At 72.8% G+C, this 14158-nt stretch carries 11 protein-coding genes and 1 pseudogene; 6 read left to right on the forward strand and 6 right to left on the reverse strand.

Annotated elements, in window-relative coordinates:
* Positions 1-26 precede the first annotated feature (26 nt).
* A complete protein-coding gene (locus tag IEJ02_RS18220; protein ID WP_191065837.1) occupies positions 27-944 on the reverse strand; it encodes a phosphatidylinositol-specific phospholipase C/glycerophosphodiester phosphodiesterase family protein in 918 nt (305 codons plus the stop codon).
* A gap of 391 nt (positions 945-1335) precedes the next feature.
* On the opposite strand from IEJ02_RS18220, the pseudogene IEJ02_RS18225 reads away from it, so the two are divergent.
* Both IEJ02_RS18225 and IEJ02_RS18230 read left to right on the forward strand, forming a co-directional pair.
* A pseudogene (locus IEJ02_RS18225) lies at positions 1336-2653 on the forward strand (cyclic nucleotide-binding domain-containing protein).
* 92 nt (positions 2654-2745) lie between these two features.
* Entirely contained in the window at positions 2746-4134 is a 1389-nt protein-coding gene (locus IEJ02_RS18230) for a family 2B encapsulin nanocompartment shell protein (RefSeq protein ID WP_191065838.1), read from the forward strand.
* A gap of 36 nt (positions 4135-4170) precedes the next feature.
* Here the strand turns inward: IEJ02_RS18230 and IEJ02_RS18235 are convergent, their stop codons facing one another.
* The 5 genes from IEJ02_RS18235 to IEJ02_RS18255 all read right to left on the reverse strand — a co-directional run bounded on the left by IEJ02_RS18235 (position 4171) and on the right by IEJ02_RS18255 (position 9502).
* Positions 4171-4365: a hypothetical protein gene (locus IEJ02_RS18235; RefSeq protein ID WP_020866016.1), complete on the reverse strand. Its 195-nt coding sequence runs from the start codon at positions 4363-4365 to the stop codon at positions 4171-4173.
* Between the two features lie 164 nt (positions 4366-4529).
* Positions 4530-6047 (reverse strand): GMC family oxidoreductase, encoded by a 1518-nt coding sequence (locus IEJ02_RS18240; RefSeq protein WP_223864033.1) that lies wholly within the window; start codon positions 6045-6047, stop codon positions 4530-4532.
* Between the two features lie 100 nt (positions 6048-6147).
* Positions 6148-7299 (reverse strand): acyl-CoA dehydrogenase family protein, encoded by a 1152-nt coding sequence (locus IEJ02_RS18245; protein WP_191065840.1) that lies wholly within the window; start codon positions 7297-7299, stop codon positions 6148-6150.
* On the reverse strand, positions 7296-8501 hold the full coding sequence (locus IEJ02_RS18250; RefSeq protein ID WP_191065841.1) for an acyl-CoA dehydrogenase family protein: 1206 nt from the start codon (positions 8499-8501) through the stop codon (positions 7296-7298). The genes IEJ02_RS18245 and IEJ02_RS18250 overlap by 4 nt, the downstream gene beginning before the upstream one ends.
* On the reverse strand, positions 8498-9502 hold the full coding sequence (locus IEJ02_RS18255) for an NADPH:quinone oxidoreductase family protein (RefSeq protein ID WP_191065842.1): 1005 nt from the start codon (positions 9500-9502) through the stop codon (positions 8498-8500). Before IEJ02_RS18255 ends, IEJ02_RS18250 begins: the two co-directional genes overlap by 4 nt.
* A gap of 241 nt (positions 9503-9743) precedes the next feature.
* On the opposite strand from IEJ02_RS18255, the gene egtA reads away from it, so the two are divergent.
* The 4 genes from egtA to egtD are packed head-to-tail and all read left to right on the forward strand — an operon-like array spanning position 9744 to position 14051.
* A complete protein-coding gene (gene egtA, locus IEJ02_RS18260; protein ID WP_191065843.1) occupies positions 9744-11009 on the forward strand; it encodes an ergothioneine biosynthesis glutamate--cysteine ligase EgtA in 1266 nt (421 codons plus the stop codon).
* Positions 11006-12334: an ergothioneine biosynthesis protein EgtB gene (egtB, locus tag IEJ02_RS18265; protein ID WP_191065844.1), complete on the forward strand. Its 1329-nt coding sequence runs from the start codon at positions 11006-11008 to the stop codon at positions 12332-12334. Before egtA ends, egtB begins: the two co-directional genes overlap by 4 nt.
* Positions 12334-13089, forward strand: a complete 756-nt coding sequence (egtC, locus tag IEJ02_RS18270; RefSeq protein WP_191065845.1) for an ergothioneine biosynthesis protein EgtC — start codon at positions 12334-12336, stop codon at positions 13087-13089. Before egtB ends, egtC begins: the two co-directional genes overlap by 1 nt.
* Positions 13086-14051, forward strand: coding sequence for an L-histidine N(alpha)-methyltransferase (gene egtD, locus IEJ02_RS18275; protein WP_191065846.1), 966 nt, complete (start codon positions 13086-13088; stop codon positions 14049-14051). Before egtC ends, egtD begins: the two co-directional genes overlap by 4 nt.
* Positions 14052-14158: the final 107 nt, after the last annotated feature.

A 14158-nucleotide genomic window follows, 5' to 3' on the forward strand; every position in this document is an offset into this window, starting at 1 on the left:
TCTCCCCGCCGCCGCCCCGCGAGGCGTCAGCGGGCCGCGCGCAGGAAGGCCTCCAGGCCCGCCAGGTCGTCGGTGTTGAGGTAGTCCACGTCGGCGGCCAGGAGCTCACGCCACAGGGCGTCGCGCGCCGGCCCCGCCACGTCCGGGGTGGCCCAGAAACGCACGGTCTGCCGGGCGTCGTGCGAGGAGGCGACGAGGCGGCGCAGCGTCTCGCGCTCCGCCGCCGGTATCGGACCGGCTCCCGTCCAGGTGAAGGTCTTGGTCCAGTCGGCGCTGATGAGCGGGATGAAGGAGGCGGGAACGCCCGAGCCGAGGTCCTCCAGCCGTCCGTCGTAGAAGGCGTGGCGCACCTTCTCGGCCTCCATGGGGGCCCGGGCGCCGCGGTCGCCGGAGATGACGGCGGTCACCGCGCCGCGGCGCACCCGGCCGCCGACCCCGCCGTAGGCGGCGCTGAACAGGTGGCCGTAGCGGCGCAGCCGCTTGGTCAGCTCCAGGTAGGTGGGCTCCCCGGCGGTCTTGAGGTCGATCAGCAGCTGCAGCGACAGGTCGTAACCGCGGTAGACCCGGCCGCCGTTGGCCCGCACCCGCCGGGCCAGCGGGTCGAGGTAGAGCGACTCCAGGGTGCGGGTGGGGTCGAGGTCCGTGGCGTCGTGCGCGACCAGCAGCTGGCCGTCGACCAGCCAGATGTCGGCCTCGACGCTGCCGAAGCCGTGCGAGAGCGCGTCGAGGAGCGGACGCGGGTGCTCGTAGTCGTTGTGGGCGTGGGCTCTGGCCAGCGGCCGCTCGCCCTTGGAACGGTCCCTCGAGCCGTCTGTGGAGTTGTCCTTCGCGACGGCGGTGTCGCCGGACGCGGCGGACGTGCTCGCGAACGCGGGCGCGGCCGCGCCGCCCGCCAGAGCGGCTCCGAGGGTGACGACAAAGGCACGGCGTGTACGGCGGTCCATGGGGCCTCCCGGCTCTCGACCCGGCGCGGTGCCGGATACGCAGGCTCGACGCCAGTGAGTATCGGGCGGCCGTACACCCAAAGGGCAGTACTGAGCGAAGAGTTCCACGGGTGGTCCCCGGCCATTTCCTCGCCGTTCCCGAGGTGCCGGGGCGGTGACGGCGGTGCCCGTGGGGGCGCGGGTCGGATGCGCGCGCCGGAGTACGGGCGGGGCGCGGCGGCCGTCGGCCCACGGCGCAATCGGAATGTTTACCCGTCGGCGGCGGCCGTCATAACCCTCACCCGGGCACTCTTTTGAGTGAATGCAACCGCCCAAAGTCCGCTGATAGCTTGGCAGTTGCTCGAGCGGAATTTTTCTTCAAGGTCCGTACAGGGATGGGTGGGCATTCACGATGACGACGTCCGTTGAACCGGGTTCCGGTACCGACATTTCGCAGCCGCGGTTGAGTCTCGGCACGGCGGCCGCGCGGAATCTGGCGACGACGACCAAATCCGTTCCGCAAATGCAGGGCGTCACCTCGCGGTGGCTGCTGCGCATGTTGCCGTGGGTGCAGGTTCCGGGTGGTTCCTACCGGGTGAACCGCCGGGCGTCCCATACGCTCGGGGACGGCCGGGTGGAGTTCACCACCGCCGGATCGCAGGTGCGGGTCATCCCGGTCGAGCTGCGCGAGCTGCCGCTGCTGCGCCGGTTCGAGGACACCGCGGTGCTCGAGGCCCTGGCGGACCGCTTCACCCAGCGGGAGTTCGCGCCCGGCGATGTCCTGGTGGAGGCCGGGCGTCCGGCCGATGAGCTCCTCCTCATCGCCCACGGCAAGGTCGACAAATTGACCGAGGGCGCGTTCGACGAGCCCTCGGTGGTCGGCTCGGCCGCCGGTGGCGACCACATCGGGGAGCCGGAGCTGACCGCCGCCGAGGCGGGCACCTGGGGCATCACCGTGAAGGCCGTGACGTCCTGCACGGTGCTGGCCCTGCCCCGGCAGGAGTTCGAGGAGCAGCTGGACCGCTCACCCGAGCTGCGCGCGCATGTGGAGGCGGTGCGCTCGGAGCCGGAGACCGAGCGGAACGAGCACGGGGAGGCGGCCATCGCGCTGGCCTCGGGCCACTCGGGCGAGCCGGTCCTGCCGGGCACCTTCGCGGAGTACGAGCTGGCGCCGCGGGAGTACGAGCTGAGCGTGGCCCAGNGAACGCCAGGAACACGAGCTCGTCAACAACCCCGAGATCGGCCTGCTGCACAACGCCGACCTCTCCCAGCGCATCCACACCCGCAGCGGCCCGCCCACCCCCGACGACCTCGACGCGCTGCTGGCCACCGTCTGGAAGGACCCGGGGCTGATCCTGGCGCATCCGCGCGCCATCGCGGCGATCGGCCGGCAGTTCAACAGCCATGGCATCTCCCCGCAGCCCACGGAGGTGAACGGGCATGCGCTGCCGGCCTGGCGGGGCGTGCCCATCCTCCCGTGCAACAAGATTCCGGTCTCCCGGAGCGGGGTGAGCTCGATTCTCGTTCTGCGCACCGGGGAGGAGAACCAGGGGGTCATCGGACTGCACCGCACCGGAATTCCCGACGAATACCAGCCGAGCCTCTCGGTGCGGTTCATGGGAATCAGCGAGCAGGCCATCATCTCGTATCTCGTCAGCGCCTACTATTCCGCGGCCGTGCTCGTCCCGGACGCGCTCGGAATTCTGGAGGACGTGGAAGTCGGGCTCTGAATCCGCCCGACGGACGCTGACGTCCACCCGACCGGGCCTGTGGCCTCCGCATACCTTCCCGAATAGCTACTGAAATTAGGTGATGAGCACTTATGACCACCTCCGTGGAGTCCGGTGAGCAGCCGCTGAGCCTGGGCACGGCCGCCGCGCGGAACCTGGCGACCACCACCAAGTCGGTTCCGCAGATGCAGGCCATCTCCTCCCGGTGGCTGCTGCGCGTCCTCCCCTGGGTCCAGGTGTCGGCCGGTACGTACCGGGTGAACCGAAGGCTGACCTATACGGTCGGGGACGGGCGGGTGGAGTTCATCACCACCGGATCACAGGTGCGGGTCATCCCCCCGGAACTGGGCGAGCTGCCGACGCTGCGCGGCTTCGGGGACACCTCCGTACTGGAGTCGCTGGCCGACGGCTGTGTCCAGCGCGAGTACGCGCCGGGGGATGTGCTGGTGGAGGCGGGCCGCCCGGCCGACCAGGTGTTCCTGATCGCCCATGGCAAGGTCCGCCAGATCGCCCCCGGTGCGTATGACCAGGGCAGCACGGTGGCGGTGCTGGCCGACGGGGAGTACTTCGGCGACGCGGTCCTGACCGGTCCGGAGCGCACCTGGGAGTTCACCGCCCGGGCCGTCACCCGGACCACGGTGCTCACCCTCCCCCGCCGCGTCGTCCAGGAGGCCGCCGACCGCTCCGCGTCGCTGCGCGACCATCTCCGGGGGCTCTCCGAGCGGACCGCGCCCGCTCAGAACCGGCGCGGTGAGGCCGATATCGCCATCGCGTCCGGCCACTCGGGCGAGCCGGTCCTGCCGGGCACGTTCGTGGACTACGAACTGGAGCCGCGGGAGTACGAGCTGAGCGTGGCCCAGACCGTGCTGCGCGTCCACACCCGCGTCGCCGACCTCTACAACGAACCCATGAACCAGGTCGAGCAGCAGCTCCGCCTCACCATCGAGGCCCTGCGCGAACGCCAGGAACACGAGCTCGTCAACAACCGCGAATTCGGCCTGCTGCACAACGCCGACCTCTCCCAGCGCATCCACACCCGCAGCGGCCCGCCCACCCCCGACGACCTCGACGAACTGCTGGCCCGGCGCCGCAAGACCCAGTACCTGCTCGCGCATCCGCGCACCATCGCCGCCTTCGGGCGGGAGTGCAGCAGCCGTGGTCTGTATCCGCAGGGCGTCGAGGTGGCCGGGGTCGCGGTGCGGGCGTGGCGCGGGGTTCCGCTGCTGCCCTGCAACAAGATCCCGATCAGCGAGTCCGGTACCAGCTCGATCCTGGCGATGCGCACCGGCGAGGAGAGCCAGGGGGTCATCGGTCTGCATCAGACCGGTATCCCGGATGAGTACGAGCCGAGTCTGAACGTCCGGTTCATGGGCATCAGCGAGCAGGCCGTGACGTCCTATCTGGTCTCCGCCTACTACTCGGCGGCGATTCTGGTGCCCGACGCCCTCGGTGTGCTGGAGGACGTCGAGATCGGCCGCTGAGCCCGGCCGTCGGAGACCGGTCGCCGCGGGCGTGGATCAGGGACGGACGCTGCTGACCACGTCCGCGGTGGCTGCCAGCCCCTCGGAGATGGTGGGCGCCACACTGCTGCTCGCCAGGTAGAAGCCCAGCGTCACACAGACCAGCGCATGCGAGATGCGCAGTCCGCCGCTGCGGAGAAACACCACTGTGAGGATCAGAAGCAGCAGGACCACGGAGATGGAAATGGCCATGGGGAGCCTCCTCGGCCACTACGGAGCATCGGAATCCGGCCGTCAGTGTGGCCCAGAATCGCCCCTGGACCGCCGCCACCTGGTGCTCCATACGGGTGCCGATCTGCTGTTCGGTTGCTCCCCGGCGGTCGCCCCCGCGCGGTGAGGGGGCGTGGCGAGCCCGCTCAGGCGTCGGCGCGGATCAGCTCGGCGGCCATCTCGCCGATCATGACGCAGGCCGCGTTGGTGTTGGCCGAGACGATCGACGGCATGATCGATCCATCGGCGATCCGCAGCCCCTCGACGCCCCGGACCCGCAGCCGGGGGTCCACCACCGATTGCTCGTCCCCGCCCATCCGGCAGGTGCCGACGTGGTGGAAGTAGGTGCCGGCGTTCTCGCGGACGAAGTCGGCCAGTCCGTCCCGGCCGCTCACCCCGGGGCCGGGCAGCAGTTCGCGCGGCTGCCACGCCTGGAACGCGTCGGTGGCGGCCAGCGACCGGGCCAGTTCGACCCCTTGGACGAGGGTGGCGAGGTCCCTTTCGTCGCCGAGATAGCCGGGGTCGATCAGCGGCCGGTCCTCGGGGTCCGCGCCGGAGAGCCGGACCGTGCCCCGGCTGTGGGGCCGCATCGCGGCGGCCGTCAGGGTGAAGCTGTTCGGCGGGAACGGCAGCAGCCTGGGGTGGAACGGGATGTGAAAGAGGAACACCTCGAGGTCGGGGCCGGGCAGCCCGGGGTCGGTCCGGGTGAACAGGGCCGCCTCGGCGGTGGTCGGCGGGGGCGGCGGCAGCGGGGTGCCCGCCTCGTGGACCAGCCCGACCAGCGGGTGGTCCTGGAGGTTGGCCCCCACCTCGGGTGCGTCCACCAGCACCGGGACGCCCACGTCGCGCAGATGGCCGGACGGGCCGATGCCGGAGAGCATCAGCAGCTTGGGCGAGTCCACCGAGCCCGCGCACACGATGACCTCCCGTGCCGCGCGCACCCGCCGTGCCGCACCGCCGGAGCCCGCGTATTCGACGCCGACGCAGCGGGTGCCCTCGAAGAGCAGCCGGTGTGCCTGGGCCTCGGTGCGGACGGTGAGGTTGGGGCGGTCCATCGCGGGATCGAGATAGGCGACCGCCGTGCTCTGGCGGCGCCCCTCGTGGATGGTCCACTCATGGCGCCCGGCGCCGTCGCTCTCCGCGCCGTTGAAGTCGTCGTTGTAGGGGTGGCCGAGTTCCTTGGCGGCGTCGAGGAAGGCGGTGCTCAGCGGGTTGGGCGTCCCGGCCCGGCCGAGCCGCAGCGGACCGCCGGTGCCCCGGAAGCGGGGGTCGCGGCCCTCGGTGTGCTCGAGGGCGCGGAAGGCCTCCAGCACCGAGGCGGCGTCCCAGCCGGTGCAGCCGTCGGCGGCCCAGGCGTCGAAGGTGCCGAGGTGGCCGCGGACGTAGGTCATCACATTGATGCTGCTGGAGCCGCCGAGCACCTTGCCGCGCACCGCGGCCTGGGGATGCCCGGCCAGGCCCGGCTGCGGGACGGTGGTGTAGCCCCAGTCGTGCTCACCGCCGATCAGGGTGAACCACGCGGTGGGGTCGTGGATCTGCTCGGCGGCGTCGTCCTTCCCGGCCTCCAGCAGCAGCACCCGTACGTCCGGGGCTTCCGTCAGCCGGGCCGCCACCACGGCGCCCGCCGAGCCCGCCCCCACCACGATGTAGTCGTAGTCGCTCATCATGTGCCCCCGTTCCGGACCCACCCGATGTGCCGCACAGCTGTTCGGCACTCTAGTGGCGTGATCGCGGAGCGGGGGCGGGTTCGCCGGATCCGGCCGGTCAGCCGGTGGGGGCCGGCAGATCCACCAGCCCGGCGAGCGCCTGCCGGTGGCGGCCGGGGGTGCCCAGCGCGATCTCGTCGCTCTTGGCCCGCTTGAGATACAGATGCGCCGGGTGCTCCCAGGTCATGCCGATGCCGCCGTGCAGTTGGACGCACTCCTCGGCCGCGTGCACCGCCACCTCGGCGCAGTGCGCCTGGGCCACGGCCACCGCGACCGGTGTGTCCGGGCTGTCCGTGGCCAGTGCGTCGGCGGCGTACCGGGCGGTGGCGCGCGCCGAGACCAGCTCCAGCCACAGCGCGGCCATGCGGTGCTTGAGCGCCTGGAACGAGCCGATGGGGCGCCCGAACTGATGGCGCTCCTTGGTGTGGCGGACGGTCTCGGTCAGACACCACTCGGCCACGCCCAGCTGCTCGGAGGCGAGCAGCCCGGCCCCGGTCAGCAGCGCCCGCCCGATGGCCGCCTCGGCCCGGTCGGGCCCGGCCAGCCGGCGGGCCGGGGCGCCGGTGAGGGTCACCGCGGCGAGCGGGCGGGTGAGGTCGAGCGAGGTGAGGGGTTCGACGGTGACGCTGGTCTCGGCGGTCTCCACGGCGTAAAGACCGTAGCCGTCCGCGCCGGTGGCGGGGACGAGCAGCACATCGGCGCCCGCCGCGCCCGCGACACCGGAGACCTGGCCGCTGAGCGCGCCGTCGCCGTCGGCCCGTACGGTCGCGGCAGGCGCGCCCGTCCCATCGCCGGGCACCACGGCCACGGTGGACAGCGGCACCGCGAGGGCGCCGACCGTACGGCCCTCGGCGAGCGCGCCGAGCAGCCGGGCCACGGCCTCCTGGCCGGTGTCGCAGCCGAGCAGGGCGGCGGCGGCGAGGACGGCGCTGGTGAGGTAGGGCACGGGGGCGACGGCGCGGCCGAGTTCCTCCATCACCACCGCCGCCTCACGCGCGGTGGCGCCCTGGCCGCCGAGCTTGTCCGGCACCAGCAGCCCCGCGGTGCCCATTTCGGCGCCCAGCGCGCGCCACAGCGCCACGTCGTACGCCCGGCCGCTCTCGGCCTCGGACATCACCGTCGCGGGCGGGCATCGGTCGGTGAGCAGCGACCGTACGGCCGCGCGCAGATCGTCCTCCGCCTCGGAGTAGAGCAGGTCGGCGGCGCTCATCGGGGCAGGTCCTTCCACGGGACGTCCTTGTCGGTCCGCGGCTCGGGCGGCAGGTCCAGGACGCGTTCGGCGATGATGTTGAGCAGCACCTCCGAGGTGCCGCCCTCGATGGAGTTGCCCTTGGCGCGCAGATAGCGGTAGCCGGCCTCGCGCCCGGTGAAGTCCACCAGTTCCGGGCGGCGCAGGGTCCAGTCGTCGTAGAGCAGCCCCTCCTCGCCCAGCAGCTCGACCTCGAGCGCGCTGATGTGCTGGTTGAGGCGGGCGAAGGCGAGCTTCATGGCCGAGCCCTCGGGGCCGGGCTGGCCGACCGCGAGCTGCTGGCGCAGCCGCTCGCCCGCGAGCCGGGCCGCCTCGGACTCCACCCACAGCCGCAGCAGCCGCTGGTGGAGGTCGTGGGTGCGCAGTTCGGGCCGCTCGCGCCAGGTGTCGGCGACGAGGCCGATCATGCCGCCCTCGCGGGGGACACGGCCGCCGCCGATGGCGACCCGCTCGTTCATCAGGGTGGTCTGGGCGACGCGCCAGCCCTCGCCGATCTCGCCGAGCCGCCGGCTGTCGGGGATGCGCACCCCGGTGAGGAAGACCTCGTTGAACTCCGCCTCGCCGGTGATCTGGCGCAGTGGCCGTACCTCGACCCCGGGGTCGGTCATATCGCAGACGAAGTAGCTGATGCCGCGGTGTTTGGGCTGGCCGGGGTCGGTGCGGGCGATGAGGATGGCCCAGCGGGCGAGATGGGCGCTCGAGGTCCAGACCTTCTGTCCGTCGACCACCCAGTCGTCGCCGTCGCGCACCGCACGGGTGGCCAGCGCCGCGAGGTCGGATCCGGCGCCGGGCTCGCTGAACAGCTGGCACCACACCTCCTCGCCGGTCCACAGCGGGCGCAGCAGCCGCTGCCGCTGCTCGTCGGTGCCGAAGCCGAGGATGGTGGGGGCGGCCATGCCGAGGCCGATGCCGATGCGGCGGGGGTCGTTGTCGGGCGCCCCCGCGGCCTCCAGCTCGGCGTCGACGACGGCCTGCAAGGAGCGCGGGGCGTCCAGGCCGCCGAGTCCGGCCGGGTAGTGCACCCAGGCGAGCCCGGCGTCGAAGCGGGCGCGCAGGAAGTCCAGGCGGTCGGTGGTGGCGGGCGGATGGGCGTCCAGGAGCTCGCGGACGCGGCGGCGCAGCTCGTCGGCGTCCACGGCGGGGCGGTGCCGGGTGGTGCTCATCGATCCCCTCCGGCGTCCTGCCCGGGGACGACGACCACGCGGCCGGTGGTCACGCCGTCGGCGACGCGCTGGACGGCGCCGGCCGCGTCCTTCAGCGGTACGCGCTCGCTGACCAGCGGTTTGACGGTGCCCTGTGCGGCGAGCTCGGTCAGCTCCTCGTGACAGGCGCGGATGGCGGCCGGGTCGTGGGTGTTGTACAGGCCCCAGTGGAGGCCGAGGATGGCGTAGTTCTTGACCAGGGCGTGGTTGAGGGCGGCCTGGGGGACGACGCCGCTGGCGAAGCCGACGACCACGATGCGGCCCTCGAAGGCGACGCATTTGACGGACTTGACGAAGGCGTCGCCGCCGACCGGGTCGTAGACGACGTCAGCGCCACGTCCGCCGGTGGCCTCCTTGACGGCCGCCACGATGTCGTCGGCGCGCCGGTCGAGGACGAGGTCGCAGCCGAGCTCGCTGGCCACCCGGGCCTTGTCGTCACCGCCGACGACCCCGATCACGGTGGCCCCGGCCGCCTTGCCGAGCTGGACGGCGGCGCTGCCGACCCCGCCCGCGGCGGCGTGCACCAGGAGCGTCTCGCCTGACTGGATGCGGGCCCTGCGGTGCAGGCCGAACCAGCCGGTCTGGTAGCCGATGTGCAGCGCCGCGGCCTCGGCGTCGTCCAGGGCGTCGGGCGCGGGCAGCGCGGCCGCCGCCGCCACGGGCACCAGCTCGGCGAAGCCGCCCGCGGGGAGCGTGGGCGTGGCCAGGACGCGGGAGCCCACCACGGCCTCGGCGCCCTCGCCGACGGCGACGACCTCGCCGCACACCTCGACGCCGGGGGTGAACGGCAGGGGCGGGCGCACCTGGTACTGGCCGCGGCACAGCAGGGCGTCGGGGAAGTTGACGTTGACGGCCCGGACCCGCAGCAGCAGCTGTCCCGGTCCCGCCTCGGGGTCCGGCACCTCGTCGAGGCGCATGACCTCACCGGGCTCGCCATTGTCGTGCACTCGCCATGCCTGCATCCGGTGGCCTCCACAAACGGATCGTCGGAACGCGGTACCGCGCCGGGTCGAACATACTAACCAGTCGGTACGAGCAGCGGAACCGCCACCGCCGTCAGCCATCCTGACCTGCCCACCCGGCGGTGGATGAACTCTTGTGCAACTCTGGAGGCACCCTTGAGCCCGGCGCGTCGGCGGTAAAGAGTGGACGGCGACAAATCGGCTCGTTTCCCAGCGAGCCGTTGCCGGAACGGGACGGGAGATGACGACTGTGCCCGACGACAAGGCGATCAGCGAGGCCGAGATGGAGGCCAGGCTGCACGGCATCTGTTTCAAGACCGGGCCGCCGCGCCGCATCGGCGTCGAACTCGAATGGCTCATGTACGACCCGCACGACCCCGCACGACCCATCGAGGCGGCCCGGCTCGAAGCCGCGGTCACCGCCCTGCGCGGACTGCCGCTGCGGTCCGCCATCACCTTCGAACCCGGCGGTCAGGTGGAGCTCAGCTCCCTCCCGGCCGACTCCCTCACCGCGTGTGTGGAGTCCGCGGCCGCCGATCTGGTCCTCGTACGTTCCGTACTCACCGGCCTCGGACTCGGTCTCGCCGGCCACGGACATGACCCCTGGCGCCCACCGAGACGCTTCCTCACCACGCCCCGGTACGAGTGCATGGAGTCCTACTTCGACCGCCGGGGGCCTGCCGGGCGCTCCATGATGTGCAACACCGCCTCCGTGCAGGTCTGCGTGGACGCCGGGCACGAGGAGCCCGGACCGCTCGGCATGGCACGGCGCTGGCGGCTCGCCCATCTGCTGGGCGCGGTGCTGACCGCCGCGTTCGCCAACTCGCCCCTGCGCCAGGGCCGCCCCACGGGCTACCGCTCCACCCGGCAGGCGCTGTGGACGGCGATGGAGCCCGGACGCACCCACGCCCCGGCCGACGGCCGGGATCCCCGTACGGCCTGGTCCCACTACGTGCTGGACGCGCCCGTGATGGCCATCCGGGACGAGAAGGCGCCCTGGACGGTGCCGTCCGGGGTGACCTTCCGCCGGTGGGCCCGGACGGGGCTGCCCCGGCCACCCACCCATGACGACCTCGACTTCCACATCTCCACGCTCTTTCCCCCCGTCCGCCCGCGCGGCCATCTGGAACTGCGCATGATCGACGCGCAGAGCGGTGAGGACGGATGGATCGTCCCCCTCGCCGTCACGGTCGCGCTCTTCGACGATCCCGAGGCTGCTGAAACGGTTTACCGGGTGGTGAAGCCGCTCGCCGAGACCGCGGGCGCCCGCCCCGCACCGGGCAATCCGCTGTGGCGCGCCGCGGCCCGCCACGGTCTGGCCGACCCCGAGTTGCGCACCGCCGCCGTCAGCTGCTTCACCACGGCGCTGGAGGCGCTGCCGCGTATCGGCGCCTCCCCCGCCATCACGGCCGCCGTCGCCGCCTTCACCGACCGCTATGTGCTCCGCGGCCGATGTCCCGCCGACGATCTGCTCGCTCCCCTCACCGGTAAGGAGGGACGGTCATGACCGCCCCCGATTCCGATCCCACCATCGACCCCGAGACGCTGCGCCGGCGCGCCGAGAAGGCGCTGCGCACCGCGCGCGACCGCACCCACACCCTCACCACCTGCGTGGACGAGCCCGACCTCACCGCCCAGCACTCCCCTTTGATGTCCCCGCTGGTGTGGGATCTGGCGCACATCGGCAACCAGGAGGAGCAGTGGCTGCTGCGCGCGGTCGGCGGACGTGACGCCCTGCGCCCCGAGATCGACTCCATATACGACGCCTTCGAGCATCCGCGCGCCGAGCGGCCCACCCTGCCGCTGCTGGCGCCCGCCGAGGCCCGCGGCTATGTCCATGAGGTGCGCGGCCGGGTGCTGGACGTCCTGGAGCGGATCGAGCTGCGCGGCGCCCCGCTGGTGGACGCGGGCTTCGCCTTCGGCATGATCGCCCAGCACGAGCAGCAGCACGACGAGACGATGCTCATCACCCACCAGCTGCGCCGCGGACCCGCCGCGCTCACCGCCCCGCCGCCGCCCGACACGGCGGACGGCGCGGCGCTGCCCGAGGAGGTGCTGGTCCCGGGCGGCCCGTTCACCATGGGCACCTCGGCCGAGCCCTGGGCCCTGGACAACGAGCGGCCCGCGCACCACCGGCTGGTCCCGGCCTTCCACATCGACACCACTCCGGTGACCAACGGCGCGTACCAGCGGTTCATCGCGGACGGCGGCTACACCGAGCGGCGCTGGTGGACGGCAGATGGCTGGGCGTACATCCAGGAGCACGGCCTCGCCGCCCCGCTGTTCTGGCGGCGCGAGGGCGGGCAGTGGCTGCGCCGGCGGTTCGGGGTGACGGAGCCGGTGCCGCCGGATGAGCCGGTGGTGCATGTGAGCTGGTACGAGGCGGACGCCTACGCCCGCTGGGCGGGGCGGCGGCTGCCGACCGAGGAGGAGTGGGAGAAGGCCGCCCGCCACGACCCGGAGAGCGGCCGGTCCCGGCGCTACCCGTGGGGCGACGAGGATCCCACGCCCGTCCACGCCAACCTGGGCCAGCGCCATCTGCGGCCCGCGGCGGCCGGCAGCTATCCGCTGGGTGCCTCCCCGCTGGGGGTGCGGCAGCTGATCGGCGATGTGTGGGAGTGGACCTCGAGCGACTTCCTGCCCTATCCGGGGTTCCGCGCCTTCCCCTACCGCGAGTACTCGCAAGTGTTCTTCGGCCCGGCGCACAAGGTGCTGCGCGGCGGTTCCTTCGCGGTGGACGAGGTCGCCTGCCGGGGCACGTTCCGCAACTGGGACCTGCCGGTCCGCCGGCAGATCTTCGCCGGCTTCCGCACCGCGCGGGACGCTTCCTGATGTGCCGGCACCTGGCCTACCTCGGGCCGCGGACCGCCATCGGCGAGGTGGTCGTGGCGCCCGCGCACAGCCTGTTCCGGCAGTCGTGGGCGCCGCGGCGGCAGGCGCACGGCACGGTCAACGCCGACGGGTTCGGCGTCGGCTGGTACGCGTCGGGCGACCCGGTGCCCGCGCGCTACCGCCGCGCCGGGCCCATCTGGGGCGATCTGTCGTTCGCCGACCTGGCCCGCGTGGTGCGCACCGGGGCGCTGATGGCCGCCGTGAGGGATGCCACCGAGGCGAGCGCGGACGGCGAGGCGGGCGCCTCGCCGTTCGCCTCGGGGACCTGGCTGTTCAGCCACAACGGGGCGATCCGCGGCTGGCCGCACGCGGTCGCGGACCTCGCCGCCGCGCTGCCACCGGCGGATCTGCTCGGCCTGGAGGCGCGGTGCGACTCGGCGTTCGTCTGGGCGCTGGTGCTGCACCGGCTGCGGCTGGGCCACGCGCCGCCGGAGGCGCTGGCCGAGGCCGCCCGGCAGCTCGCCGGCGCCTCCCCCGACTCACGGCTCAATCTGCTGCTCATGGACGGCGAGACCATCGCCGCCACCGCCTGGGGCGACACGCTGTGGTACCTGGCCGATCCGGAGCGGGGCGTGGTGGTGGCCTCCGAGCCGTACGACCAGGACCCCGGCTGGACCGAGGTCCCCGACCGCACCCTGCTCACCGCCACCCGCACCGATGTACTGCTCACCGCACTCAAGGAGGCTTCCCGTTGAGCCCCTTCACCGTCACCCGCACCCTGCCCGCCGATGCCACCGCGGCCGCGCTGCGCGCCGATGTGGCCGACGGGCTGACCAGCACCCCCAAACAGCTTCCGCCCAAGTGGTTCTACGACGCCCGGGGAAGCGCGCTCTTCGAAGAGATCACCCGGCTGCCCGAGTACTACCCGACCCGCGCCGAGCGGGAGATCCTCGTCGCCCGCTCGGCGGAGATCGCCGACGCCACCGGGGCCCGCACCCTCATAGAACTGGGCTCCGGCTCCTCCGAGAAGACCCGCCACCTGATCCGGGCACTGCCGGATCTGCACGTCTACGTCCCCGTCGACGTGAGCGAGAGCGCGCTGGAACTGGCCGGGGAGGGCCTGCTGGCCGAGCGTCCACGGCTGACGGTGCACGCGCTGGTGGCCGACTTCATGAACGGACTCGCGCTGCCCGACGACACCCCGGGGCCGAGGCTGCTGGCCTTCCTCGGGGGCACCATCGGCAATCTGCTGCCGGCGGAGCGCGCCGCCTTCTTCGCCTCGGTGAGCGAACTGCTCGCGCCCGGCGACGCGCTGCTGCTCGGCACCGACCTGGTCAAGGACGAGGCCACGCTCGTCTCCGCCTACGACGACGCCCAGGGGGTCACCGCGGCGTTCAACAAGAACGTGCTGACGGTGCTCGACCGCGAACTGGGCGCCGACTTCGACCCCTCCGACTTCGACCACGTGGCGGTGTGGAACGCCGAGGAGGAGTGGATCGAGATGCGGCTCAGGGCCCGTAAGGAGCTCACCGCGAAGATCCCCGCCATGGATCTCGCGGTCCACTTCACGGCCGGGGAGGAGGTCCGCACCGAGGTGTCCGCCAAGTTCCGGGAGGAGAAGGTACGGGCCGAACTGGCCGCCGCGGGGATGGAGTCGCGGCGCTGGTGGACCGACGCGGAGGGCCGCTTCGCGGTGTCGCTCGCCGTGCGCCGGTAACTCCTCGGCAGATCGCGGTACGCCGCCGCCCGGGACCACCGGTCGCGGGCGGCGGCTCGCTGTGCGGGGGGCGAGGCGGAGTCCGGGCCGTGGGCGAGCCGTTCACC

The sequence above is a fragment of the Streptomyces sp. 5-10 genome (assembly GCF_014712245.1).
Lineage (GTDB): Bacteria > Actinomycetota > Actinomycetes > Streptomycetales > Streptomycetaceae > Streptomyces > Streptomyces violaceusniger.

Excerpts from the sequence above, each read along its gene's own strand:
- IEJ02_RS18220 (WP_191065837.1), bottom strand. The coding sequence starts at position 944 with ATGGACCGCCGTACACGCCGTGCCTTTGTCGTCACCCTCGGAGCCGCT.
- IEJ02_RS18230 (WP_191065838.1), top strand. The coding sequence starts at position 2,746 with ATGACCACCTCCGTGGAGTCCGGTGAGCAGCCGCTGAGCCTGGGCACG.
- IEJ02_RS18235 (WP_020866016.1), bottom strand. The coding sequence starts at position 4,365 with ATGGCCATTTCCATCTCCGTGGTCCTGCTGCTTCTGATCCTCACAGTG.
- IEJ02_RS18240 (WP_223864033.1), bottom strand. The coding sequence starts at position 6,047 with ATGAGCGACTACGACTACATCGTGGTGGGGGCGGGCTCGGCGGGCGCC.
- IEJ02_RS18245 (WP_191065840.1), bottom strand. The coding sequence starts at position 7,299 with ATGAGCGCCGCCGACCTGCTCTACTCCGAGGCGGAGGACGATCTGCGC.
- IEJ02_RS18250 (WP_191065841.1), bottom strand. The coding sequence starts at position 8,501 with ATGAGCACCACCCGGCACCGCCCCGCCGTGGACGCCGACGAGCTGCGC.
- IEJ02_RS18255 (WP_191065842.1), bottom strand. The coding sequence starts at position 9,502 with ATGCAGGCATGGCGAGTGCACGACAATGGCGAGCCCGGTGAGGTCATG.
- egtA (WP_191065843.1), top strand. The coding sequence starts at position 9,744 with ATGACGACTGTGCCCGACGACAAGGCGATCAGCGAGGCCGAGATGGAG.
- egtB (WP_191065844.1), top strand. The coding sequence starts at position 11,006 with ATGACCGCCCCCGATTCCGATCCCACCATCGACCCCGAGACGCTGCGC.
- egtC (WP_191065845.1), top strand. The coding sequence starts at position 12,334 with ATGTGCCGGCACCTGGCCTACCTCGGGCCGCGGACCGCCATCGGCGAG.